At 71.0% G+C, this 22,573-nt stretch carries 17 protein-coding genes; 7 read left to right on the forward strand and 10 right to left on the reverse strand.

Annotated elements, in window-relative coordinates:
* Positions 1 to 128: 128 nt before the first annotated feature.
* Complete coding sequence (locus ACZ4TR_RS47735) at positions 129 to 2,888, reverse strand: AfsR/SARP family transcriptional regulator (RefSeq protein WP_465295672.1); 2,760 nt, start codon at positions 2,886 to 2,888, stop codon at positions 129 to 131.
* A gap of 273 nt (positions 2,889 to 3,161) precedes the next feature.
* On the opposite strand from ACZ4TR_RS47735, the gene ACZ4TR_RS47740 reads away from it, so the two are divergent.
* From ACZ4TR_RS47740 to ACZ4TR_RS47750, 3 genes are all read left to right on the forward strand, one after another.
* Complete coding sequence (locus ACZ4TR_RS47740; RefSeq protein ID WP_465295674.1) at positions 3,162 to 3,863, forward strand: S1 family peptidase; 702 nt, start codon at positions 3,162 to 3,164, stop codon at positions 3,861 to 3,863.
* A 69-nt stretch (positions 3,864 to 3,932) separates the two neighbouring features.
* Complete coding sequence (locus ACZ4TR_RS47745; RefSeq protein WP_465295676.1) at positions 3,933 to 4,502, forward strand: TetR/AcrR family transcriptional regulator; 570 nt, start codon at positions 3,933 to 3,935, stop codon at positions 4,500 to 4,502.
* A gap of 74 nt (positions 4,503 to 4,576) precedes the next feature.
* The gene (locus ACZ4TR_RS47750) at positions 4,577 to 5,587 is read left to right on the forward strand and encodes a medium chain dehydrogenase/reductase family protein (protein WP_465295678.1); all 1,011 of its coding nucleotides are present in this window, start codon (positions 4,577 to 4,579) and stop codon (positions 5,585 to 5,587) included.
* A 76-nt stretch (positions 5,588 to 5,663) separates the two neighbouring features.
* Here ACZ4TR_RS47750 and argG read toward each other — a convergent pair whose 3' ends face one another.
* On the reverse strand, positions 5,664 to 7,112 hold the full coding sequence (gene argG / locus ACZ4TR_RS47755; RefSeq protein WP_364518988.1) for an argininosuccinate synthase: 1,449 nt from the start codon (positions 7,110 to 7,112) through the stop codon (positions 5,664 to 5,666).
* A gap of 91 nt (positions 7,113 to 7,203) precedes the next feature.
* Between argG and ACZ4TR_RS47760 the strand changes: the two genes are divergently transcribed.
* The gene (locus ACZ4TR_RS47760) at positions 7,204 to 8,082 is read left to right on the forward strand and encodes an aminoglycoside phosphotransferase family protein (RefSeq protein ID WP_465295680.1); all 879 of its coding nucleotides are present in this window, start codon (positions 7,204 to 7,206) and stop codon (positions 8,080 to 8,082) included.
* Positions 8,083 to 8,141: 59 nt separating this feature from the next.
* Here the strand turns inward: ACZ4TR_RS47760 and glpD are convergent, their stop codons facing one another.
* The 3 genes from glpD to ACZ4TR_RS47775 are packed head-to-tail and all read right to left on the reverse strand — an operon-like array spanning position 8,142 to position 12,201.
* Positions 8,142 to 9,845 (reverse strand): glycerol-3-phosphate dehydrogenase, encoded by a 1,704-nt coding sequence (gene glpD / locus ACZ4TR_RS47765; RefSeq protein ID WP_465295682.1) that lies wholly within the window; start codon positions 9,843 to 9,845, stop codon positions 8,142 to 8,144.
* A gap of 2 nt (positions 9,846 to 9,847) precedes the next feature.
* Entirely contained in the window at positions 9,848 to 11,365 is a 1,518-nt protein-coding gene (gene glpK / locus ACZ4TR_RS47770) for a glycerol kinase GlpK (RefSeq protein ID WP_465295684.1), read from the reverse strand.
* Positions 11,366 to 11,379: 14 nt separating this feature from the next.
* On the reverse strand, positions 11,380 to 12,201 hold the full coding sequence (locus tag ACZ4TR_RS47775; RefSeq protein WP_465295686.1) for an MIP/aquaporin family protein: 822 nt from the start codon (positions 12,199 to 12,201) through the stop codon (positions 11,380 to 11,382).
* 153 nt (positions 12,202 to 12,354) lie between these two features.
* Here ACZ4TR_RS47775 and ACZ4TR_RS47780 point away from each other — a divergent pair, with 153 nt between their 5' ends.
* Together ACZ4TR_RS47780 and glpK (ACZ4TR_RS47785) are read left to right on the forward strand one after the other, a co-directional pair.
* On the forward strand, positions 12,355 to 13,107 hold the full coding sequence (locus ACZ4TR_RS47780; RefSeq protein WP_465295688.1) for an IclR family transcriptional regulator: 753 nt from the start codon (positions 12,355 to 12,357) through the stop codon (positions 13,105 to 13,107).
* Between the two features lie 256 nt (positions 13,108 to 13,363).
* Positions 13,364 to 15,313: a glycerol kinase GlpK gene (glpK, locus tag ACZ4TR_RS47785; protein ID WP_465295690.1), complete on the forward strand. Its 1,950-nt coding sequence runs from the start codon at positions 13,364 to 13,366 to the stop codon at positions 15,311 to 15,313.
* Between the two features lie 25 nt (positions 15,314 to 15,338).
* On the opposite strand, the gene ACZ4TR_RS47790 is transcribed toward glpK (ACZ4TR_RS47785), so the two are convergent.
* Positions 15,339 to 16,160 carry a substrate-binding domain-containing protein gene (locus ACZ4TR_RS47790; protein ID WP_465295691.1) on the reverse strand — a complete coding sequence of 274 codons (822 nt, stop codon included), beginning with the start codon at positions 16,158 to 16,160 and terminating at the stop codon, positions 15,339 to 15,341.
* A gap of 252 nt (positions 16,161 to 16,412) precedes the next feature.
* On the opposite strand from ACZ4TR_RS47790, the gene ACZ4TR_RS47795 reads away from it, so the two are divergent.
* A complete protein-coding gene (locus ACZ4TR_RS47795) occupies positions 16,413 to 17,852 on the forward strand; it encodes a DUF1996 domain-containing protein (protein WP_465295693.1) in 1,440 nt (479 codons plus the stop codon).
* An 8-nt stretch (positions 17,853 to 17,860) separates the two neighbouring features.
* Here ACZ4TR_RS47795 and ACZ4TR_RS47800 read toward each other — a convergent pair whose 3' ends face one another.
* From ACZ4TR_RS47800 to chvE, 4 genes are all read right to left on the reverse strand, one after another.
* On the reverse strand, positions 17,861 to 18,553 hold the full coding sequence (locus ACZ4TR_RS47800; RefSeq protein WP_364518977.1) for a glycoside hydrolase family 12 protein: 693 nt from the start codon (positions 18,551 to 18,553) through the stop codon (positions 17,861 to 17,863).
* Positions 18,554 to 18,687: 134 nt separating this feature from the next.
* A complete protein-coding gene (mmsB, locus tag ACZ4TR_RS47805; protein ID WP_364518976.1) occupies positions 18,688 to 19,908 on the reverse strand; it encodes a multiple monosaccharide ABC transporter permease in 1,221 nt (406 codons plus the stop codon).
* The gene (mmsA, locus tag ACZ4TR_RS47810) at positions 19,905 to 21,425 is read right to left on the reverse strand and encodes a multiple monosaccharide ABC transporter ATP-binding protein (protein ID WP_465295695.1); all 1,521 of its coding nucleotides are present in this window, start codon (positions 21,423 to 21,425) and stop codon (positions 19,905 to 19,907) included. Before mmsA ends, mmsB begins: the two co-directional genes overlap by 4 nt.
* The gene (gene chvE / locus ACZ4TR_RS47815) at positions 21,422 to 22,528 is read right to left on the reverse strand and encodes a multiple monosaccharide ABC transporter substrate-binding protein (protein WP_364518974.1); all 1,107 of its coding nucleotides are present in this window, start codon (positions 22,526 to 22,528) and stop codon (positions 21,422 to 21,424) included. The genes mmsA and chvE overlap by 4 nt, the downstream gene beginning before the upstream one ends.
* Positions 22,529 to 22,573: the final 45 nt, after the last annotated feature.

Genomic DNA, 22,573 nt, shown 5'->3' on the forward strand with positions numbered 1-22,573 from the left:
AGGGGGAGGAGGGGGGGGGGGGGGGGGGGGGGGGGGGGGGGGGAGGGAGGGAAGGGGGGGGAGGGTGGGTGAGCGGTGGGGGGTTCCCTCCCCCCCCCCCCCCCCCCCCCCCCCCCCCCCGCGCCGGCTCACCCCCGTCCGGCGGCCGACGGGGTCCGTCGCCGCTGGACCTGCTCCAGCAACTCCAGTCCCGTCGTCTCGCCCTGCCGGTTCCCGGTTTCGCGAAACACCCGCAACGCGCGATCGCACACCCCGCGCGCCTGGACCGGCTCGCCCGCCGCCAGCAACGTCTGCCCGATGCCCAGCAGCGCGTACGCGCTGCACCGCTCGTCGGCCAGCTCCTCGAGGATGGTCAACGCCGACCGCAGGCACGTCAACGACTCCGGCAGCGCTCCCGTGTCCCGGTGCAGCGTGCCCAGCTCGGTGAGGACCTTCGCCTCGCGGTGCGGGTCGTCGATCTCCCGGGCCAGCTCACGCGCCCGGCGCAGCCACGAATCCGCCTCCGCGAACGAGCCCAGCGTCGCATACGTCGTCCCCACGGAATTCCGCACCTGCGCGACGCCGCGGTGATCGCCGGCCCGTTCCAGACCCGCGAGGGCCCGGCGGTAGAAGCCGAGCGCCTCCCGCGGCCGGTCGCTGACCCGCGCCACCGTGCCCAGCCCGGCCACCGCGAGCGCCTCCCCGCGCACGTCCCCGAGCGAGGCGAACAGCGAAGCCGAACGCTCCATGTCCCGCACCGCCGCCGCGTACTCGTCGTGGTAGAGCCGGACCTGGCCGAGGCCCCGGTACAGGACCGCCGCTCCCGCGACGTTTCCTGCCGCTTCCACCGCGGCCAGCGCCGTCAGGTGGCCGCGTCGCCAGTCGTCGTAGGCGCCGCGCAGATCGTAGAACGGGACGGCTGTCGCGGTCAGCTGCCAGGCCAGCTCGTCGAAGCCGGCGTCCGCGGCCAGCTGGACCGCGGCCGCCAGCAGCTTGCGTTCCGCGGTGAACCAGCCCAGCGGGTCGGCGCCCGGCGCGGCCGTGGCCACCGGTGTCCCGACGGCCGGCCCGGTCATCGCGCCGAACGCCGGGGGCAGCCCCGCCGCGGCGGTCTTCGCCATGGCCAGCAACGCCGTCAGCACCCGGGCGAGGGTTTCGCGCCGCGAAGACGACGGCTCCGCGGCCAGCAGTTCCGCCGCGTAGCACCGCAGGAGATCGTGCAGCCGGTAGCGGGGATGGCCGCCGGAGTCCGGCCCCGCCGTGGCGACGAGGTTCGCGTCGACGAGCACGTCGAGCACCTCGTGCGTGCCGCCGCGGTCCAGCAGCGCGTCGACCACCCAGCTCGGGAAGTCCTGCGCGCCCAGCACCGCCGCCCGGCAGAACGCCGTCCGCGCGTCCTCCGGCAGCTGCCGCAGGCTCAGCTCGAAACTCGGCCGGACGCCGAGGTCGCCGACGCGCAGTTCGCTCAGCCGGCCGGCTTCGTCGGCCAGCCGGTCGTGCAGCGTGCGCAGGCTCCACGCCTGCCGCCCGGCCAGCCGCGCGCCCGCGATGCGGATCGCCAGCGGCAGGTACCCGCAGCAGCGGACGATCGCCGCCGCCTCGGCCGGTTCGCCGACCACCCGGTCGACGCCCGCGACGCCGGCCAGCAACCGCGAAGCCTCGTGCTCGCCGAACACCGTCAGCTCGACGTGCCTCGCGCCCGCCAGCTCCGGCAGCCGCCCGCGGGTCGTCACCAGCACCGCGCACCCGGCGTCGCCGGGCAGCAGCGGGCGGACCTGCGCGGCGGTCGCGGCGTCGTCGAGCACCAGCAGCACGCGCCGGCCGGCCAGCCGAGAACGGAACAACGCGGCTCGCCGGCCGAGCCCCGCCGGGACGGCGTTCCCGGTGATGCCCCAGGCGTGCAGGAAGTCGGCGAGCACCTCGGCCGGGTCGAGCGGCGCGCCCGTGCCGGCGAGGTCGACGTACAGCTGCCCGTCGGGGAACCGGTCCGCGACGCGGTGGGCGACGTGCATGGCCAGCGCCGTCTTGCCGGTCCCGGGCGCCCCGGTCAGGACGAGCGGCGCCGGGCCCAGCGCGGTTTCCAGCTCCCGGACGTACTCCGCGCGGCCGGTGAAGTCGGGCAGGTCCGCGGGCAGCTGCCGCGGCGGGGGCGGAACCACCGGCGGCGCCGCGACCGGTTCGCCCGCGAGGATCGCGGCCTGCACCGCCCGCAGCTCCGGGCCGGGTTCGACGCCCAGGTCCGTGACCAGGCGCTCCCGGGCCGTCGAGTACGCCTGCAACGCCTCGGCCCGCCGGCCCGCACCGGTGAGCGCGAGCAGGTACTGCTGCCAAAGCCGTTCCCGGTACGGGTGTTCGGCCAGCAGCACGGTGAGTTCGGCGATCGCCTCGTCGTGCCGGCCCAGCTGCACCTGCAGCGAAAGCCGCTCTTCGACGGCGGCCAGCCGGTTCTCCGCGAGCCGCCCGAGCTCGGCGTCCCAGGCGGGTGCGGTCGGCAGGTCCGCCAGGGGATCGCCGCGCCACAGCGACTCCGCCTCGGCGAGCAGCTTCAGCGCCGTCTCCGGGGCGGGGGCCCGCGCGGCGTCGGCGACGAGCCGGGTGAACCGGTGCGCGTCGACCGCGCCGGGGTCGACGGCGAGCGAGTAGCCCGGGCCGTGCGTGCGCAGGACGGGCCCGTCCGGCAGCAGCCGGCGCAGCCGCCACACGTAGGTCTGCAGGTTGGCGGTCGCGGACGTCGGCGGGCCGCCCGGCCAGATCGTGTCGAGCAGCTGCCCGGGCGCGACCGTCCGGTTGGCGTTGAGCAGCAGGTGGGCCAGCAGCACCCGCTGCTTCGCGCCGCCGAGCGGCACCGGCCTCCCGTCGACCGTCACGACCAGCGGTCCGAGCAGGTGGAACCGCACTTCAGGACCCATCGAGCACCCCGTTCCCGCGGCCGCCCCCAGGCGGAGCCGAGCAGCGGGACTGTAGCCGGGCGAAGCCGCGGCCCGTGAGCGAATCGCGCACATTCGGGACAGGGGGCCAGAACATGGCGCCGGATGGGCCGGACGGCCCACGACGAAAGTCGCGTTTTGGATCAACCGACTATCGGCGGGTTCCGGAGATTCACCCACAGTCGTGACGGTAGGTGCGTCCTTCACCACACGTCACCGCGAGACCTCGGTCCGCGGCGGGAGGTTGATCCTAAAGTGCGAATCGCGCGAACCGGCGTAGTCGTCTCCGGTGTTTTGCTCTCGGCACTGGCGGCCGCGGCGCCGTCCCTGGCCGCCCAGCCGGCCATCATCGACGGCAGCAATGCCGACTCACTCCACTCCGCGGCCCGGATGTTCGCCGGCGGCCAGGAGATCTGCTCGGCGACGATCATCGCGCCGGACTGGATCCTCACGGCCCGCCACTGCACGCAGGGCGCGGACGGCCGGCCGATCAGCTTCCACGTCGGCGACCTGGACCAGACCAAGGGCACCACCGTCACCGCGACCTCCGTGCACGAGGCGCCGGACTCGGACCTCGCGCTGGTGCAGATCGACCAGCAGGTGCAGACCGAGTACGCGCCGCTGGGCAGCGAGGGCGACGTCGAGGTGGGCGACCAGGCCGAGGTCTACGGCTGGGGCGCGACCTGCACCGACAAGCCCGAGATCGAGTGCCAGTCACAGCTGCTGAAGGTCGCGAAGGTGAGTGTCAGCTCGATCGACTGCCCGGACGGCGCGGCCGGCGTCTCGGTGTGCGCGAACCGCGGCGACGGCATCACCGCGGGCGGCGACTCCGGCGGCCCGATGTACACAGGAGGCAAGCAGGTCGGCGTCGCCTCGACGAGCGACCGCCAGTCGTACACGGCCTACATCAACATCACGAAGTACCGCGACTGGATCTCCGCCACCGCGGGCGTCTGAGCCCTCGCAAGCAGCCCCCGGCGCCCGGGGGCTTGCTTCGCCGGAGAGAGTGAGTGTACAGTCACTCACATGACGAAACGCGGTGCCACGCTCTCCACCTCCGACGCCCGGCGGGACGCCGTCGTCGACGCCGCCATCGCCGAGTTCGCCCAGGGCGGGTACCACAGCACGCCGATCAGCGCCGTGGCCGCGCGGGCCGACATCTCCCCCGCCTACGTCTTCAAGTTGTTCCCCGGCAAGGTTTCCCTCTTCGTCGCGGCGCTCGACCGGTGTTACGAGCTCGTCGCGCACGCGCTCTCGAACGGCGCTGCCCGCGCCGACGGCGAAGACCCCGGCAAGATCCTTTACGAGATGGGCGGCGCGTACGCCGAGCTCATCGCCGACCGGGACCTGCTCATGCTGCAGGTGCACGCCCAGTCGGCCGCCGACACGCCCGAGATCGCCGACGCCGTGCGGCGCGGCCTGGCGAAAGTCACCGAACTCGCCCGCGAGCGCTCCGGCGCCGGCGGCGAGCAGGTCCAGCGCTTCATCGCCTACGGCCAGCTCTGCCACCTCATCGCCACCCTCGACCTCGACGAGCGCGCCGGCGACTGGGCCGCCGTGCTCGCCGCCGGCATCCGCCACCCCGGCAAGAACTGAACCACCCCCGAAGTGCCCTTTTTCACGCCCGTCGAGTGATTGACCAGTCACTCACCCTCGGAAGGAAGTTCACCATGCCCACCACCACCGAAATCGTCCTCCCCGGCCTCGTCGAGCCGGACGGCCTGCGCGTGGAGCACCGCGAGCTGCCGCGGCCCGGCGCCGGCGAAGCCCTCGTCCGCGTCGAGGCGAGCGGGATCTCGTTCGCCGAGCAGCAGATGCGCCTGGGGAAGTACTACGACCAGCCGCCGTTCCCCTTCGTGCCCGGGTACGACGTCGTCGGCACCGTCCTCGAAGCCGGCGACCCGGCGCTGGTCGGGCAGCGGGTGGCCGCCATGACCAAGATCGGCGGCTGGAGCAGCCACCTCGTCGTGCCGGCCGCGGACCTGGTCCCGGTGCCGGCCGGGCTGGACGCCGCCGACGCCGAGACGTTCGTGGTCAACGGCATCACGGCTTATCAGATGCTGCACCGGATCGCGCGGGTGAAGGCCGGCGGCAGGATCCTCGTCCACGGCGCGAGCGGCGGCGTCGGCACCACGCTCGTCCAGCTCGCCCACGCGGCCGGGATCGAGGTGATCGGGACCGCCTCGGCCCGCAACCTCGCCGTCGTCACCGCGCTCGGCGCCACTGCCGTCGACTACCGCGGCGACGTCCCGGCGCGGGTGCGCGAGCTGGCGCCCGGCGGGGTCGACGCCGTGTTCGACCACGTCGGCGGCCCCGGCATCGTCGACTCGTTCCGGCTGCTCGCCCCCGGCGGGACGCTGGTCGCCTACGGCAGCGCGTCCACCAAGGACACCGCGGGCAACCCGAAGCCGGCCGTGCTGAAGCTGGTCGCCCGGCTGCTGTGGTGGAAAGCGCTGCCGAACCGGCGCCGGACGCACTTCTACAACGTGTGGGGCGGCAAGCGGAACCTCACCCGGTTCCGCGCGCGCCTCGCCGAGGACCTGACGGCCGTCTTCGACCTGGCGGTGCAGGGCCGGCTCGAGGCGCAGGTGGCGGCTCGCATCCCGCTGACCGAAGCCGCGAAGGCGTTGACCCTGGCCGAATCCGGGACGGTCACCGGCAAGGTCGTGCTCATCCCCTGACCCCCCGATGCCTCTGAAGGCCACCATGAGGGCACTGGATGCCCTCATGGTGGCCTTCAGAGGCTTTGACGCGGGGTCAGTCGGTGCCGAACTCCATCGCGGCGTTGTCGAGCAGCTCGACGTCGTCGGTCTTGCCGCGCGAAGCGATCACCTCGGCGCCGCCCTCGGGCATCGCGCCGATCAGTCCGGTCGAGGCCGCCTGGGCCGCGCCGATCAGCTTCGGGTGCGAGTTGCCGCCGACCATGCCGAGGCTCGCGTACTGCTCGAGCTTGGCCCGCGAGTCCGCGATGTCGAGGTTGCGCATGGTCAGCTGGCCGATCCGGTCGACCGGGCCGAACGCCGAGTCCTCGGTCCGCTCCATCGACAGCTTGTCCGGGTGGTAGCTGAACGCCGGGCCCGTGGTGTCCAGGATGGAGTAGTCCTCGCCGCGGCGCAGCCGCAGCGTGACCTCGCCGGTGATCGCGGTGCCGACCCAGCGCTGCAGCGACTCGCGCAGCATCATCGCCTGCGGGTCCAGCCAGCGGCCTTCGTACATCAGGCGGCCGAGCTGCCGCCCGTGGTTGTGGTAGCTGGCGAGGGTGTCCTCGTTGTGGATGGCGTTGACGAGCCGCTCGTAGGCCGCGTGCAGCAGCGCCATGCCCGGGGCCTCGTAGATACCGCGGCTCTTGGCCTCGATGATCCGGTTCTCGATCTGGTCGGACATGCCCAGGCCGTGGCGGCCGCCGATGGCGTTGGCCTCCAGCACCAGGTCGACGGCGGAGGCGAACTCCTTGCCGTTGATCGTCACCGGCCGGCCCTGCTCGAAGCCGACCGTCACGTCCTCGGCCGCGATCTCGACCTCGGGGTCCCAGAACGCCACGCCCATGATGGGCTTGACGATCTCGATGCCGGTGTCCAGGTGCTCCAGCGACTTGGCCTCGTGCGTGGCGCCCCAGATGTTGGCGTCGGTCGAGTAGGCCTTCTCGGTGCTGTCGCGGTAGGGCAGGTCGTGGGCCAGCAGCCACTCCGACATTTCCTTGCGGCCACCGAGTTCGGTGACGAAGTCCGCGTCGAGCCACGGCTTGTAGACGCGCAGGGAGGGGTTGGCCAGCAGGCCGTAGCGGTAGAACCGCTCGATGTCGTTGCCCTTGTAGGTGGAGCCGTCGCCCCAGATCTGGACGTCGTCCTCGAGCATGGCGCGCACCAGCAGCGTGCCGGTGACCGCGCGGCCGAGCGGCGTGGTGTTGAAGTAGCTGCGGCCGCCGGTGCGGATGTGGAACGCGCCGCACGTCAGCGCCGCGAGCCCCTCCTCGACGAGGGCTTCCTTGCAGTCGACCAGCCGCGCGATCTCGGCGCCGTACTGCCCGGCCCGCCCGGGCACCGAGTCGATGTCGGGCTCGTCGTACTGGCCGATGTCGGCGGTGTAGGTGCAGGGGACCGCGCCTTTGTCGCGCATCCACGCGACCGCTACGGAAGTGTCGAGGCCACCGGAGAAGGCGATACCGACACGCTCGCCGACGGGCAGGGAAGTGAGCACCTTGGACATGCGAATGATTATGCACGCCCATGCATCGTCGTGCAATCCGGGGTGCCCGGGGTCACGGAAACCCCGTTGACGTGCGTGGTTCGGTGATCACATGGGCCGGATGCACGCCGACGAGCACGCCATCGACACCGACCTCGCCGGGCGGCTGGTGCGCGGGCAGTTCCCGGCGTGGGCCGGCCTGCCGGTCACTCCCCTGGCCTCCGGCGGCACGGTCAACGCCGTGTACCGCCTGGGCGACGACCTGACGGTCCGGCTGCCCCTGACCGCGGGCGGTGCCGGTGACATCGCGAAGGAAGCGCGCGTCCTCACCGTGCTCGGCGGGTTGCCGGCGGCGGTCCCGGCCGTCGTCGCCGTGGGCGAACCGGCGGAGGGGTATCCGTGGCCGTGGGCGGTGCACGGCTGGCTGGACGGCGAACCGGCGCTCGAAGGCCGGGACGCACCGGCCCGGGACCTGGCGGAGTTCGTGCGTGCGCTGCGGGCGCGCCCGGCGGACGGTCCTCCGGCTTTCCGCGGACAGCCGCTGTCCACGGTGGACACGGCCACCCGCCGGGCGATCGAGGAGCTGAGCCGCACCGACGAGCCGTTCGACGCGGCGGCGGCCCTCGCCCGCTGGGCGGAGGCGCTCGATGCTCCACAGTGGACCGGGCCGCCGTGCTGGGTGCACGCGGACCTGATGCCGAGCAATCTCCTGCTGCGCGATGGCCGCCTGTGCGGTGTCCTCGACTGGGCCACCGCCGGGGTCGGCGATCCGGCGTGCGACCTGATCCCCGCCTGGAACCTGCTGTCCGGGACCGCGCAAGAGGTGTTCCGCGACCACATCGGCGCCGACGACGCGACGTGGGCGCGCGGCCGCGGCCGCGCGCTGTCGATGGCGGTGATCCAGCTGCCGTACTACCGGCACACGAACCCGGTCATCTCGGCCAACGCCCGCTACGTGCTCACCGAACTCGGCTGCCGCCCAAAGCCGTGAATGTCGCATTGAGGGACGTAGCGTCCCTCAATGCGACATTCACGGACCTTGCCGGGACCTCAGCTGGGCAGGAGAGCGGGCGCCGCGAGGCGGGTGGCGTTCGCCGCCTCGTCGTCCGGGGCTTCCTGTGCCGAGCGCTCCGCTTCCACCCGTGCGAGGTAGTTGGCCACCTCGCGCTCGACGCGGTGGGTGTCCCAGCCCAGCAGCGGGGCGATCAGCCCGGCGACCACCGGGGCCGCCGCCACGCCGCGGTCGCGTTCCTCGATCGAGATCCGCGTCCGCCGGGTCAGGACGTCCTCGAGGTGCAGCGCGCCCTCGTGCGAAACCGCGTAGACGGCTTCCACGCGAAGGTATTCCGACGTCTCCGTGATCGGCTCACCGAGTGCGGGCTGGTCCTCGATCAGGGAAACGAGGTTCCAGATCCGCGTGCCGTACCGCTGCAGCAGGTGCTCGACCCGCGGCAGCGGCAGCCCCGTCTTCGAAGCGACCGAACCGCGGTCGGCCCACAGTTCGTGGTACCCCTCGGCGCCCACGATCGGCAGCCGGTCGGTCCACGACGGCGGCGCGGGCCGGCCGAGCTCCTCGACCACGACGTCGACGGTGTCCGAGGCCATCACCCGGTACGTCGTGTACTTGCCGCCGGCCACGATCACCAGGCCCGGCACCGGGTGCGCCACCGCGTGCTCCCGCGACAGCTTCGTCGTCGCGGCCGCCTTCGCCGCCAGCAGCGGACGCAGTCCCGCGTAGACGCCCTCGATGTCGTCGTGCGTCACCGGCATCCGGAGCACGGCGTTGAGGTGCTCCAGCACGTAGTCGACGTCCGCGCGGCTCGCCGCCGGGTGCTCGCGGTCGAGGTCCCACTCGGTGTCGGTGGTGCCGACGAGCCAGTGCTTGCCCCACGGGATGACGAACAGCACGCTCTTCTCCGTGCGCAGGATCAGCCCGGTGTCGAGGTCGATCTTCTCCCGCGGCACCACCAGGTGGATGCCCTTGGACGCGCGCACGGTGAACGGCGCGGGGATCCCGGCCGCCTCCGCCATGTCATCGCTCCAGACGCCGGTCGCCGCCACCACGGTGCGAGCGCGCACCTCGATCTCGGCGCCGCTCTCGCGGTCGACGACCTTCGCCCCGACCACGCGCTCGCCGTCGCGGAGCAGCGACGTCACGCGGGCCCGCGTCAGCACCGAAGCGCCCTGTTCGGCGGCCGTCCGCGCGATGGTCATCGTGTGGCGGGCGTCGTCGACCTGGGCGTCGTAGTACTGGATCGCGCCGATGAGCGCGTCGTCCGCCAGGCCGGGCGCCACCTTGGCGGCGCCGCGCTTGGACAGGTGCCGGTGCCGCGGCAGCGCGCGGGCGCCGCCGAGCGTGTCGTACAGCGTGACGCCGGCGCCGATGTAGCCGCGCTCCCACACCCGGTGCTTCAGCGGTACGAGGAACTTCACCGGCCGCACCAGGTGCGGGGCCAGCTTCTGCAGCAGCAGCCCGCGTTCCTTGAGCGCTTCGCGCACCAGCTTGAAGTCCAGCTGCTCCAGGTAGCGCAGGCCGCCGTGGATCAGCTTGGACGACCGGCTCGACGTGCCGGCGGCGAAGTCGCGGGCCTCGACCAGCGCGACGGACAACCCGCGCGACGCCGCGTCGAGCGCGACGCCGGCGCCGGTCACTCCCCCGCCGACCACCAGGACGTCGACCTCTTCGCGCACCAGCTTCCGCAGTGCGTCCGCGCGGTACTGCGGGGAAAGTGCTGTCACGGTGCTCCTCCTCATCATCACTCCACGTCCACCCAGTCGAGCGTCCGGCCGACGGCCTTCTGCCAGCCCGCGTAGCCCTCGGCGCGCTGCTCTTCCGTCCACGACGGCTGCCAGCGCTTGTCCTCGTTCCAGTTCTGCTCCAGCTCGTCGGTCGACTTCCAGAACCCGACGGCCAGCCCGGCCGCGTAGGCGGCGCCGAGCGCGGTGGTCTCGGCGACGACCGGCTTCGACACCGGGACGCCGAGGATGTCCGCCTGCAGCTGCATGCACAGCTCGTTGGCGGTGACGCCGCCGTCCACGCGCAGCACGTCGAGCGTGACGCCGGAGTCGTTCTGCATGGCCTCGACGACGTCGCGGGTCTGGTAGCAGATCGCCTCCAGGGTGGCCCGCGCGAGATGAGCGTTGGTCGTGGCGCGGGTGAGCCCGACGATCGCGCCACGGGCGTCCGAGCGCCAGTACGGCGCGAACAGGCCGGAGAAGGCCGGGACGAAGTAGACGCCGCCGTTGTCCTCGACCTGGCGGGCCAGGCTTTCGCTCTGCGACGCGCCGCTGATGATGCCGAGCTGGTCGCGCAGCCACTGCACGGCCGATCCGGTGACGGCGATCGACCCCTCCAGCGCGTACACCGGCTTCTCGGCGCCGAACTGGTAGCACAGCGTCGTGAGCAGGCCGTGCTTCGAGCGGACCAGCTCGTGGCCGGTGTTGAGCAGCAGGAAGTTGCCGGTGCCGTAGGTGTTCTTGGCTTCGCCGGGCCGGAAGCAGACCTGCCCGACGGTCGCCGCCTGCTGGTCACCGAGGACGCCGGTGAGCGCGACCTCGCCGCCGAGCGGGCCGTCCGCCCGGGTCGTGCCGAAGAAGCCGGGGTTCGACGACGGCCGGATCGCGGGCAGCATCCGCCGCGGGACGCCGAAGAACGACAGCAGCTCGTCGTCCCAGTCGAGGGTTTCGAGGTCCATCAGCATGGTGCGCGAGGCGTTGGTCGGGTCGGTGACGTGGACGCCGCCGTCCGGGCCGCCGGTGAGGTTCCAGATGAGCCACGAGTCGGTGGTGCCGAAGAGGGCGTCGCCCTTTTCGGCGTCCTCGCGCACGCCGTCGACGTTCTCGAGGATCCACTGCAGCTTGCCGCCGGAGAAGTACGTCGCGGGCGGGAGGCCGGCCTTGCGGCGGATGACGTCGCCTTTCCCGGAGCGCTCCAGCGCGGAGGCGATCCGGTCGGTGCGGGTGTCCTGCCAGACGATCGCGTTGTGGTACGGGCGGCCGGTGCGGCGGTTCCACACGACGGTGGTCTCGCGCTGGTTGGTGATGCCGAGCGCGGCGAGGTCGCCGGCGGTCAGGTCGGCCTTGTTCAGCGCGGTCGCGATGACCGAGCGGGTGCGTTCCCAGATCTCGGTGGCGTCGTGCTCGACCCAGCCGGGCTTGGGCAGGATCTGCTCGTGCTCGAGCTGGTGGCGGGCGATCTCGTTGCCGCCGTGGTCGAAGATCATGAAGCGGGTGCTGGTGGTGCCCTGGTCGACGGCACCGACGAAGTCCGGCATGGTCGTGCTCCTTCTCAGGCGGCGGTCTCGAGGTCCTTGGCGGGCATGGCGTCCAGCGGGTCCCCGGCGGGCAGGAACCGCTCGATCAGGTACTTGTAGATCGCGCCGCCGACGAGGGCGCCGATGATCGGGCCCACGATCGGGATCCACCAGTAGGGGAAGCCGTACTGGTCGGACCACGCCGTGTCGTAGCCGGTCAGCCAGGACGCCAGGCGCGGGCCGAAGTCGCGGGCGGGGTTGATCGCGTAGCCGGCGTTGGTGCCCCAGGCCATGCCGATGGCGACGACGAGGAAGCCGACGACGACCGGGGCCAGGTTCGCGCCCGGCGAGGTGTTGCGGAGGTCGGTGATGGCGAACAGGACGATCAGCAGGATCGCGGTGCCGATGATCTGGTCGCGGAAGGCTCCCCAGTCACCCACCGGGAGCGTCCCGTTACCCGGAAGGGTGGAGAACACGCCCTGGGTCTTGATCGTGAGGCCGGGGTCCTTGGCGTTGAGCACCTCGGTGTAGTTCCAGCGCACGAGCAGCGCGGCGAGGAACGCGCCGGCGGTCTGCGCCAGGGCATAGGGGGCGACCTTGCGCCAGTCGAAGCCCTTGAAGACCGCGAGGGCGACGGTCACGGCGGGGTTCAGGTGCGCGCCGCTGATCCGCGAAGCGACGTAGACGCCGAGCGTGACGCCGAGGCCCCAGGCCCAGGCGATGCTGTCGTGGTCCCCGATGCCCGCGGCGGCGACCTGCGCCACCACCCCGCACCCGAACAGGATGAGGATCATCGTCCCCACGAACTCGGCGGCCATCTCGCCGGCGAGTCCGTGGGCCTTGAGGTTTCGCACCATTGCTTCCTCCACAAAGGACCGTTCTTCCCCCTGGCGAGTGAAAGCTAGGTTCGGGAAAACACCCGGTCAACGCGACCGGGTCGGCATTGTCGAACGCGCGAAGACGATGTTCGACATTGTCGAATCGGAGCCGGTCGGGCTAGGGTCGCGGACGTGCCGGGTCCGATCCAGTCCATCGAGCGCGCCGCCGCCATCCTCAAGCTGCTGGCGCGCGGCTCGGGCCGGCTCGGGGTCGGCGAGATCGCCGAGTCCCTCGAACTGGCGAAGGGGACGGCGCACGGAATCCTGCGGACGCTGCAGGGCGTCGGGTTCGTCGAGCAGGACCGCGACACGGGCAAGTACCAGCTCGGGGCCACGCTGCTGCACCTGGGCACCAGCTACCTGGACGTCAACGAGCTGCGGTCCCGCGCGATCAACTGGGCCGACGCGCTGGCGTCCCGCAGCGGCGAAGCGGTCCGGATCGGCGCGCCCCTGGAGGGCCGGGTGCTGGTCGTGCACCACGTGTTCCGCCCGGACGACAGCCTGCAGACCCTGGACGTCGGCACCCTGCTGCCCCTGCACGCGACGGCGCTGGGGAAGGTCCTGCTGGCTTACGACACGACGTTGAAGGCCACGCCGGAGCCGTACACGCGCCGCACACTGGTCACCCAGACGGCGATCAAGCGCGAGTGTGCGAAGGTACGCGAGGCAGGCTGGGCGGTGGAGAACGGCGAGATGATTTCCGGAGAGGCGGGCATCGCGGCCCCGATCCGCGGCCACGGCGGCATCGTGGTCGGCGCGATCGGCGTGTCGGGAGCGGTCGAGCGCATCTGCGAGCACGACGGCGGCCCCCACCCGAAGCTGCTGGGCCACGTCCGCGACGCGGCGCGCGCGGTTTCGCGTGACCTGGGCGCGTCCCGATGGTGAAGGAGGTGCCCGGCATGGCCCCTCGCCGCTTCGGCGCCTCGCGGGCCGGCTTCGCGATCCCGGCCGGCGGCGCCCACGCCGGCGACATCAGCCGCGCTCGCCGCACCTCGCCCGCTGGCAGCGCCAAGCAAGCCGGCAGCACCGCATGCGGTGTTCCCTCGGGGTGCGCCCGCCGAGCCGGCCGCACCACGCCCACGCCCGACTGCGCCCGTCCGCGGGCTCGCGCCGGCGCGCCCGAGTCGAGGAAGGTGAGTACGTGGTCCAGCGGTACGTGATGTCCATCGACCAGGGCACCACCTCCACCCGGTGCATCCTGTTCGACGCGCGCGGCCGGCTCGTCTCGGTCGTGCAGCGGGAACACCAGCAGCACTTCCCGCGGCCCGGCTGGGTGGAGCACGACGCCGTCGAGATCTGGCGGAACGTCGCGCGGATCGTGCCGCAGGCCCTGGCCGACGCCGGCGCCACCGCGGAGCAGGTCGTCGGCCTCGGGATCGCCAACCAGCGCGAAACCACCGTCCTCTGGGACCGGCACACCGGCAACCCGATCGGGCGGGCCATCGTCTGGCAGGACACCCGCACCGACGCCATGCTCGAACAGCTGGCCCGCGAACCCGGCGCCGGCCGCGTCCGGCAGCTGTGCGGCCTCCCGCTGGCGACGTACTTCTCCGCGCCGCGCGTGCGCTGGCTGCTCGAACGCACGCCCGGCCTGCGTGAACGCGCCGAGCGCGGGGACATCCTCTTCGGCACCATCGAGAGCTGGCTGATCTGGAACCTCACCGGCGGCGCCGAAGGCGGCGTGCACATCACCGACGTCACCAACGCCTCGCGCACCATGCTGATGAACCTGCGCACCCTCAACTGGGACGACGAGCTGCTCGACTTCTTCGATGTCCCGCGCGCGATGCTGCCGGAGATCCGCTCCTCCACCGAGGTCTACGGCACCACTTCGCGCGTGGTGCCCGGCATCCGGATCGCGGCGGCGCTCGGCGACCAGCAGGCCGCGCTGTTCGGCCAGACGTGCTTCGCGCCCGGTGAGGCGAAGTGCACGTACGGCACCGGCAGCTTCCTGCTGCTCAACACCGGTTCCACGCCGGTGCTGTCCACCCACGGCATGCTCACCACGGTGGGGTTCAAGATCGGCGACGAGCCCGCGGTGTACGCCCTCGAAGGCTCGATCGCCGTCACCGGGTCGCTGGTGCAGTGGTTCCGCGACGGCCTGGAGCTGATCGGCAGCGCCCCCGAGATCGAGACGCTCGCCCGGACGGTCGAGGACAACGGCGGCTGCTACATCGTGCCCGCGTTCTCCGGGCTGTTCGCGCCGCACTGGCACAGCGAGGCCCGCGGGGTGATCGCCGGGCTGACGTCGTACATCACGAAGGGCCACCTGGCGCGGGCGGTGCTGGAGGCGACCGGCTGGCAGACCCGCGAGGTCGTCGACGCGATGAACGCCGACTCGGGCCTGGCGCTGAAGACGCTCAAGGTCGACGGCGGGATGACCGCCGACAACCTGCTCATGCAGTTCGTCGCGGACGTCCTCGACGTGCCGGTGGTCCGCCCGATGGTCGCGGAGACGGTGTCGCTCGGCGCGGCGTACGCGGCCGGCCTGTCGGTCGGGTACTGGCCGGATCTGGAGGGGCTTCGGCGCAACTGGCACCGCGCCGGGCAGTGGCTGCCCGCGATGGACCCGGCCCGCCGCGACTCCGAGTACGCGCACTGGCGCCAGGCCGTGGAGCTGACGTTCGGCTGGATGCGCCCCGGCCCGGCCGCGGTCGCGCCGGGATCCGACCTGGTCGAGGTGCTGCTGGCCGACCACCGCCGGTTCGAGCAGCTGTTCCGGGACCTGCGCAACACCGAGGCCGACCGCCCGGCCCTGGTCGCGGAGCTGGCGGCCCTGCTGGTCGCCCACGCGACGGCGACCGAGCGGATCGTCCGCCCGGACTCCGCAGGGGATCCCTTCGCCGACGACCTCTTGGCCGTCCTCGAAACCGACGACTTCGAGAAGGCGTTGCTGCGTTTGGAGAACGTGGTGGACGCGCACGTCCGCGGTGAGGAACGCGGGCTGCTGAACGAGTTGCGCCGCACGATGTCCACATCGGACCGCACCGGCCTGGGCCGTGCGTTCGTGGCGGAGCGCCGCCGCCAGCTGGACCTCGGCTGCGGCACCGCGGACCACGTCCGCGAACTCGGGAACCGCCTGACGCTCTAGCGGTACCCCGGAACGGGTTTCCCACTCACAACCGGGACGGCCGGCTGCTTTCCCGGACCACCAGCTCGGCGTCCACTGTCGTGCGCGGCAGCGGTACCACGCCGTCCATCGCGGCGGCGAGCACCACCAGCGTCTGGCGGCCGGCGGCGACGAAGTCCTGGCGGACGGTCGTCAGCGGGGGCGGGAAGTAGGCCGCCTCGGGGACGTCGTCGAAGCCGACCACGTGGGCGTCGCGCGGGACCCGCACGCCCGCTTCGGTGAACGCCGCGAGCAGCCCGAGGGCCATGTGGTCGTTGGCCGTGAACACCGCGCACATCCGGACTTCGACGGCGAGCGACTGCCCGGCCCGGTATCCGGACCGGGCCGACCAGTCGCCGCGGACCACCGGCGGCACGTCCGCGCCGTGCCGTTCCAGGGTTTCGCGCCAGCCGCGTTCGCGGGCGCGGGCGATCGGCGCGTCCTCCGGGCCGCCGACGTGCCAGACCGTCGGGTGGCCGAGTTCGAGGAGGTGCTCGGTGGCCCGCCTGGCGCCGTCGTACTGGTCGGCCGCCGCGGCTGGGACCAGCGGGACGCCGACGACCGGCGGGTGCTCGGCGAACAGGTGCGGGTCGAGCAGGATGATCCCCGCCACGCCCTGCAGCCGCAGGCCGGCCACCGCGGCCGGGACCGCCGAGCGGCCGCGGCCGGGCACGCTGAAGACGACGAGGGCGTACCCGTGTTCGCGCGCGGCCGCGCGCAGGCCGTTCAGGACCGGGCCCGACGCGGCGGTTCCCGTGGCGATCACCCCGAGCGTGCCCCGGTGCTGCCGGGCTCGCGTGCGGAGGGGACCTGCGTCGTCCACGGGCATGAGCCGATGTTAACGATCACACCCACGGACGTGAACTTCCTTCACTTTCCATAAATAACGAAACGATAACGCGAGAAGGCCCCTCTGAACCGGGCTCGCGCCGGAGCCGTTTCAGCCAGTGCCGGAACCAGTGACACCGGGCGCGGTCCCCCGACCTCCGCGGCCGCGGTGCCACTCCCCCGGGTTCCGCACGTCTCCCCCGCGGGCACGCAGCCGTACCCCGTCGTGCCCGGAAAACCGAAGAAGGTGACCATGCCCCGGAAAACCTCCCCCGCCACGGGCAGACATCGCATCACCCGCCGCACCAAGATCGCGACCGGCGGCCTAGCCCTCGCGCTCGCCGTCGGCGGCATCGTCGTCGCGACCACCGCCGGCCGTACCGGCGAAGCCAGCGCGGACTCCGCCGACGCGTCGTTCTTCCTCGACATCGCGAAGGTCCCGGCCGGTGTTAACGTGAACAAAGCGCTGCAGCAGAAGGGCGCGCGCGGCACGTTCACCGTGGACTGCGGGCGCAACGAGAACCAGCACTTCAACCCCGACAACTTCATCGCGCAGCCCGGCGTCAAGAACGGCGCCCAGCACCTGCACGACTACGTCGGCAACTTTTCGACGAACGCCGATTCGAACAACAAGAGCCTGGCCAAGGCCGGCACGACGTGCAAGAACGGCGACAAGTCCGCCTACTTCTGGCCCGTGGTCCGCATCGACACCGGCGAAGAGGACGAAAACCCGCCCGCCACGCAGCCCGACCGCACCGGCAGCGCGAAGGACAAGGCGAGCAGCCAGGTCGACTGCCCGGACGTCGCGAGCAAGCTCCCCGACGTCCCGGACCAGGCGATGGACGAGGTGGACCGCAACCTCGACCTGCTCGACAAGCAGATCGACGAAGCGAACGCCCGGATCGCCAACGGCGACCTGAAGACCCCGCAGGACGTCCAGAACGCCGTGGTCGGCCCGCTGAAGGACAAGCGCGCCGCGACGATCGACCGGATCGCCATCGCGATCGGCCGCCGGGCGGCGAAGCCGACGAACCTGGGTGGGCTCGCGGCGTGCGTGCTCAAGCAGAACGGCCAGGGCGGCCTCGACAACGGCGGCCAGAACAGCACCGGCCAGCCCGCCGAACTGCCCGGCGTCAACGAGCAGAACGAGGTCGCCGGCAACGACGGCGAGATCCAGCGCGTCCGCTCGGCGACGCTCACGTTCACCAGCGGCGGCGCGAGCAAGGTCGTCGCGATGCCGCAGTTCCTGCGCATCCTCTACGGCGACGCCAAGCAGAGCACCAACGGCCCGGCCAACGCCCGGCCCAGCTGGACCTGCACCGGCTTCGAGGACCGGCTCACCGACCACTACCCGATCTGCCCGGCGAACAGCAAGGTCGAGCGCATCCACGCCTTCCCGAACTGCTGGGACGGCAAGAACATCGACAGCGCGAACCACCGTACGCACATCGTGTTCGCCGACCAGCAGGGCAAGTGCCCGCAGGGGTTCAAGAACGTGCCGCAGCTGGTCATCAAGCTGGTCTACGACATCCCGCACGACATCCAGGTCAAGGGCCAGTACAAAGTGGACGCCTTCCCGCAGGAGAGCCACAACCCGCGCTCGGACCACGACGACTTCGCCAACGTCATGGGCCAGCGGCTGATGAACCAGGTCGTCAAGTGCATCAACACCGGCCAGCGCTGCAAGCAGTAGGAAAGCCGTCAGGAACTGGTGACCGAATAGCTGTTCGCGGCGAAGTCCAGCCCACCGGCGGACGAGGTGATCTCGAAGCCGAACTGGACTTCGCCGAGCGTCACGTCGCCGAACCACCCGCGGGCACGGATCCAGTTCAGCACCGCCAGGACGTCGACCGTGCCCGCGTTCGTGTTCGACGTCCGGACGAACGAGAACACCGCGTTCGAGCCGTTCGATCCCTTGTAGACGTCCCAGGTGTGGCCGCCGACGGTCGCGGTGGCCTGCTTGCTGCCGAGCGGGCCCACCGCGCCCTGCTTGTTCATCCACAGCATGGTTTCGTAGGCGTTGTTGTCGGCCCAGATGTCGTAAGCGGTCTCGTAAGCGCCGCTACCCGGGCGCGTCACGGAGAAACTGCTGGAGACGCGGCTCAGCGCGCTGAGCTTCTTGCCGACGTTCTTCGCCGAATGCGGGTACGTCTTCACGCCGCCGGTGTTCGGCTGGTCGGACCAGACCCCGAAGTTCGAATACGAATTCGCCCAGATGGTCTGCGGGCCGGCACCACTGCCCCAGACGTCGTTGCGGACGGTGTAGCCACCGTTGGACCAGGTCGCCCATTTATCCGAGGACGACCACGTCGCCGCCGTGGCGACACCGGCCGAGGTGACCACGGAAGCGGCCACAGTCAAGGAAACCACAAGGGAACGCACGGCTTTGTGCATGGGAATGTCCTCCACTGGTGAGGGAATCACCAGCACTATGACCGTCCCGTTACCACCCGGTCAAGCAATTCGAGAACTTCGAAAAAGAAAGGGGCTTTCCCGTCGACCGGGAAAGCCCCTTTCGACGCCGTCGACTAGGAAGCCGCGCGGCGTTTCGTCCAGATGTCGTACGCGACCGCTGCCAGCAGCACGACGCCCTTCACCAGCATCACCCGCTCGCTCGGCGCGCCGATCAGGGACATCCCGTTGTTGATCACGGCCATGATCAGGCCGCCGGTGATCGCCCCGACGACCTTGCCCACGCCGCCCTGGACCGCCGCGCCGCCGATGAACGCCGCCGCGATCGCGTCCAGCTCGAAGTTCACGCCGGCTGTCGGGCCCGCCTGGTTGAGCCGGCCCGCGAAGATGATCCCCGCCAGGGCCGCCAGCACGCCCATGTTGACGAAGATCCAGAACGTCACCGACTTGACCTTGACCCCGGACAGGGTCGCGGCCTGCAGGTTGCCGCCGACGGCGTAGATGTGCCTGCCGAACACCGACTTGCCCGCCACCAGCGAGTAGCCGAGCACGAGCACCGCCAGCAGGATCAGCACCCACGGCAGGTTCTTGAACCGCGCCAGCTGCACCACCAGGGCGAGCACCAGCACCGCGATCCCGGCGATCTTCAGCACGAAGATGCCGAGCGGGTCGACGTCCTGGCCGTAGCCCAGGCGCGCCGAGCGCTTGCGCCACTGGGTGAACGCGATCCCGGCCACCGCGACGACACCGGCGAGCAGCGACACCAGGTCGGCGCCGCCGAGCGGGCCGAGGCCGATGTTGCCCAGGTAGCCGTCGGTGAAGCCGTTGGACAGCGTGCGGATCGCGTCCGGGAACGGGCCGATGCCCTGGTTGCCCAGCACCGTCAGGGTCAGCGCCCGGAACGCCAGCATCCCGGCCAGCGTCACGATGAACGCCGGGATCCCGAAGTAGGCGACCCAGTAGCCCTGCCACGCGCCGATCACCGCGCCGACGACGAGGGTGATCAGCACCGCCCAGAACCACGGCAGCTGCCAGTTCACCATCAGCACCGCCGACACCGCGCCGGTCATCGCGACGACCGACCCGGCGGACAGGTCGATGTGCCCGGAGATGATCACCAGGATCATCCCGATCGCGAGGATCAGCACGTAGGAGTTCTGCACGATGATGTTGGAGATGTTCTGCGGTTCCAGCAGCGCACCGCCGGTGAGCACCTCGAACAACACGACGATCAGCGCGAACGCGACGTAGATGCCGCTCTGGCGCGGGTTGATCGAGATCCGCCGGGCGGAGCGCTCGGCCGGGGGCGCGTCGGGACGCGCTTCGGTCGTGGTCATTGCCGTTCCTTGGTCATGTACTGCATGAGCAGTTCCTGGGTCGCTTGTTCGCGGGTCGCTTCACCGGTGATCCGTCCCGCCGACAGCGCGTAGATCCGGTCGCAGAGCCCGAGCAGTTCCGGCAGCTCGGAGGAGATGACCAGCACGGCCTTCCCCTGCGCGGCCAGCTCGTTGATGATCGTGTAGATCTCGAACTTCGCGCCGACGTCGATGCCGCGGGTCGGCTCGTCGAGGATCAGCACGTCCGGGTCGGTGAAGATCCACTTGGCCAGCACGACCTTCTGCTGGTTGCCGCCGGAGAGCTTTCCGGTCACGCTGCGCACGGTCGGTGCCTTGATCCGCAGGTCCCGGCGGAACCCGACGGCCGTGTCGTGCTCGGCGTGCTCGTTGACCCAGCCGCGCTTGGCCAGCTTGCCGAGCCCCGCCGCGGACACGTTGCGCTGGATGTCCTCGATCAGGTTGAGCCCGTAGCGCTTCCGGTCCTCGGTGGCGTAGGCGATGCCGTGGCGGACGGCGTCGCGCACCGTCCGGACGTCGATCTCCTCGCCGTGCTTGAGGATCCGCCCGGAGATGTCCTTGCCCCACGACCGGCCGAACACGCTCATCGCGAGTTCGGTGCGGCCGGCGCCCATCAACCCGGCGAGGCCGACGATCTCCCCGCGCCGCAGCGAAAGCGACGCGTGGTCGACGACGACCCGGCCGGCCTGGGTGGGGCTGTGCACCGTCCAGTCCTCGATCCGCAGCACCTCTTCGCCGATATCCGGCTCCCGGGGCGGGAACCGGTGCTCGAGGTCGCGCCCGACCATCCCGGTGATGATGCGCTCTTCCGTCAGCCCCGCCGCGTCGAGCGTCTCGATCGTCCTGCCGTCACGCAGGATCGTGACGGTGTCGGCGATCGCCGTCACCTCGCCGAGCTTGTGCGAGATGATCACGCACGTCACGCCCTCGTCCCGCAGCCCGCGCAGCAGGTCGAGCAGGTGGGCCGAGTCGTCGTCGTTGAGCGCCGCGGTGGGCTCGTCGAGGATCAGCAGCTTGACCTCTTTGGACAGTGCCTTGGCGATCTCGACGAGCTGCTGCTTGCCGACACCGAGTTCCTGCACCGCCCTCGTGGGGTTTTCGGCGAGGCCGACGCGCTTGAGCAGCGCGCCGGCCTCGTGGTTGGTGCGGTTCCAGTCGATCCAGCCCCGCTTGCCGCGTTCGTTGCCGAGGAAGATGTTCTCGGCTATCGAGAGCTGCCCGCACAGCGCGAGCTCCTGGTGGATGATCACGATTCCGCGCCGCTCGCTGTCGCGCACCGAACCGAACTCACACCGCTGCCCGTCGAAGTGGATCTCACCGTCGTACGTCCCGTGCGGGTAGACGCCGGAAAGCACCTTCATCAAGGTGGACTTCCCGGCGCCGTTCTCCCCGCAGATCGCGTGGATCTCGCCGCTGTTCACGGAAAGGGTGACGTCCGACAGCGCCTTGACCCCGGGGAAGGTCTTGGTGATCCCGCGCATGCCGAGCAGTTCGGTCATTTCAGCTGACCTGCCGTGTAGTAGCCCGAGTCGACGAGTTCCTTCTGGTAGTTGGCCTTGTCGACGGTCACCGGCTGCAGCAGGAACGACGGGACGACCTTCTTGCCGTTCTCGTAGTCGGTCGTGTTGTTGACCTCGGGCTTGCCGCCCTTGAGCACCGCGTCGGCCATCTTCACCGTGGTGTCGGCGAGGATGCGGGTGTCCTTGAAGACCGTCGAGTACTGCTCACCGGCGATGATGGACTTGACCGAGGCGACCTCGGCGTCCTGCCCGGTGACGATCGGGTACGGCTGGCCGGCGGTGCCGTAGCCGTTGCTCTTCAGCGCCGAGAGGATGCCGATCGACAGGCCGTCGTACGGCGAAAGGACGCCGGCGACCTTGGCACCACCGGTGTAGGTCTTGGTGAGCAGGTCCTCCATGCGGCGCTGCGCGGTGGCCGGGTCCCAGCGCAGGATGGCCGCGCGGGCGAAGTCGGTCTGCCCGCTCTTGACCACCAGCTTGCCGCTGTCCATCAGCGGCTTGAGGACGGACATCGCGCCGTTGAAGAAGAACGTCGCGTTGTTGTCGTCCGGCGAACCGGCGAACAGCTCGACGTTGAACGGCCCCGGGCCGTTGCCCAGCCCCTTGACCAGCGAGTTCGCCTGCTCGACGCCGACCTTGAAGTTGTCGAAGGTGGCGTAGTAGTCGACGTTGGGCGAGTTGCGGATCAGCCGGTCGTAGGCGATGACCGGGATCTTGCGGTCGGCCGCCTCCTGCAGCTGCGTGGTGATGGCGGTGCCGTCGATCGAGGCGATGACCAGGAGCTTCGCGCCCTTGGTGATCTGGTTCTCGATCTGGTTGACCTGCGTCGGGATGTCGTTCTCGGCGTACTGCAGGTCGACCTTGTACCCGAGCTTCTCCAGCGCCGACTTGATGTTGTCGCCGTCGTGGATCCAGCGCTCCGACGACTTCGTCGGCATGGTGACGCCGACCAGGGCACCCGCCGCGCTCGTGGCGCCCGGTGCCGCCGCCTGGTCGGCGGTCTTCTGGCTCGAACCGCACGCCGAGAGCGTGAGCACGAGCCCCGCGGCGGCGATCCCCGCCATTGTTCTGGTGAACTTCATCGTTCTTTCTTCCTTTCTCAACGACCCGGCACTTTCACGTGAAAG

It is taken from the genome of Amycolatopsis sp. NPDC028719, assembly GCF_055565395.1.

Excerpts from the sequence above, each read along its gene's own strand:
- ACZ4TR_RS47735 (WP_465295672.1), bottom strand. The coding sequence starts at position 2,888 with ATGGGTCCTGAAGTGCGGTTCCACCTGCTCGGACCGCTGGTCGTGACG.
- ACZ4TR_RS47745 (WP_465295676.1), top strand. The coding sequence starts at position 3,933 with ATGACGAAACGCGGTGCCACGCTCTCCACCTCCGACGCCCGGCGGGAC.
- ACZ4TR_RS47750 (WP_465295678.1), top strand. The coding sequence starts at position 4,577 with ATGCCCACCACCACCGAAATCGTCCTCCCCGGCCTCGTCGAGCCGGAC.
- argG (WP_364518988.1), bottom strand. The coding sequence starts at position 7,112 with ATGTCCAAGGTGCTCACTTCCCTGCCCGTCGGCGAGCGTGTCGGTATC.
- ACZ4TR_RS47760 (WP_465295680.1), top strand. The coding sequence starts at position 7,204 with ATGGGCCGGATGCACGCCGACGAGCACGCCATCGACACCGACCTCGCC.
- glpD (WP_465295682.1), bottom strand. The coding sequence starts at position 9,845 with ATGAGGAGGAGCACCGTGACAGCACTTTCCCCGCAGTACCGCGCGGAC.
- glpK (WP_465295684.1), bottom strand. The coding sequence starts at position 11,365 with ATGCCGGACTTCGTCGGTGCCGTCGACCAGGGCACCACCAGCACCCGC.
- ACZ4TR_RS47775 (WP_465295686.1), bottom strand. The coding sequence starts at position 12,201 with ATGGTGCGAAACCTCAAGGCCCACGGACTCGCCGGCGAGATGGCCGCC.
- ACZ4TR_RS47790 (WP_465295691.1), bottom strand. The coding sequence starts at position 16,160 with ATGCCCGTGGACGACGCAGGTCCCCTCCGCACGCGAGCCCGGCAGCAC.
- ACZ4TR_RS47795 (WP_465295693.1), top strand. The coding sequence starts at position 16,413 with ATGCCCCGGAAAACCTCCCCCGCCACGGGCAGACATCGCATCACCCGC.
- ACZ4TR_RS47800 (WP_364518977.1), bottom strand. The coding sequence starts at position 18,553 with ATGCACAAAGCCGTGCGTTCCCTTGTGGTTTCCTTGACTGTGGCCGCT.
- mmsB (WP_364518976.1), bottom strand. The coding sequence starts at position 19,908 with ATGACCACGACCGAAGCGCGTCCCGACGCGCCCCCGGCCGAGCGCTCC.
- mmsA (WP_465295695.1), bottom strand. The coding sequence starts at position 21,425 with ATGACCGAACTGCTCGGCATGCGCGGGATCACCAAGACCTTCCCCGGG.
- chvE (WP_364518974.1), bottom strand. The coding sequence starts at position 22,528 with ATGAAGTTCACCAGAACAATGGCGGGGATCGCCGCCGCGGGGCTCGTG.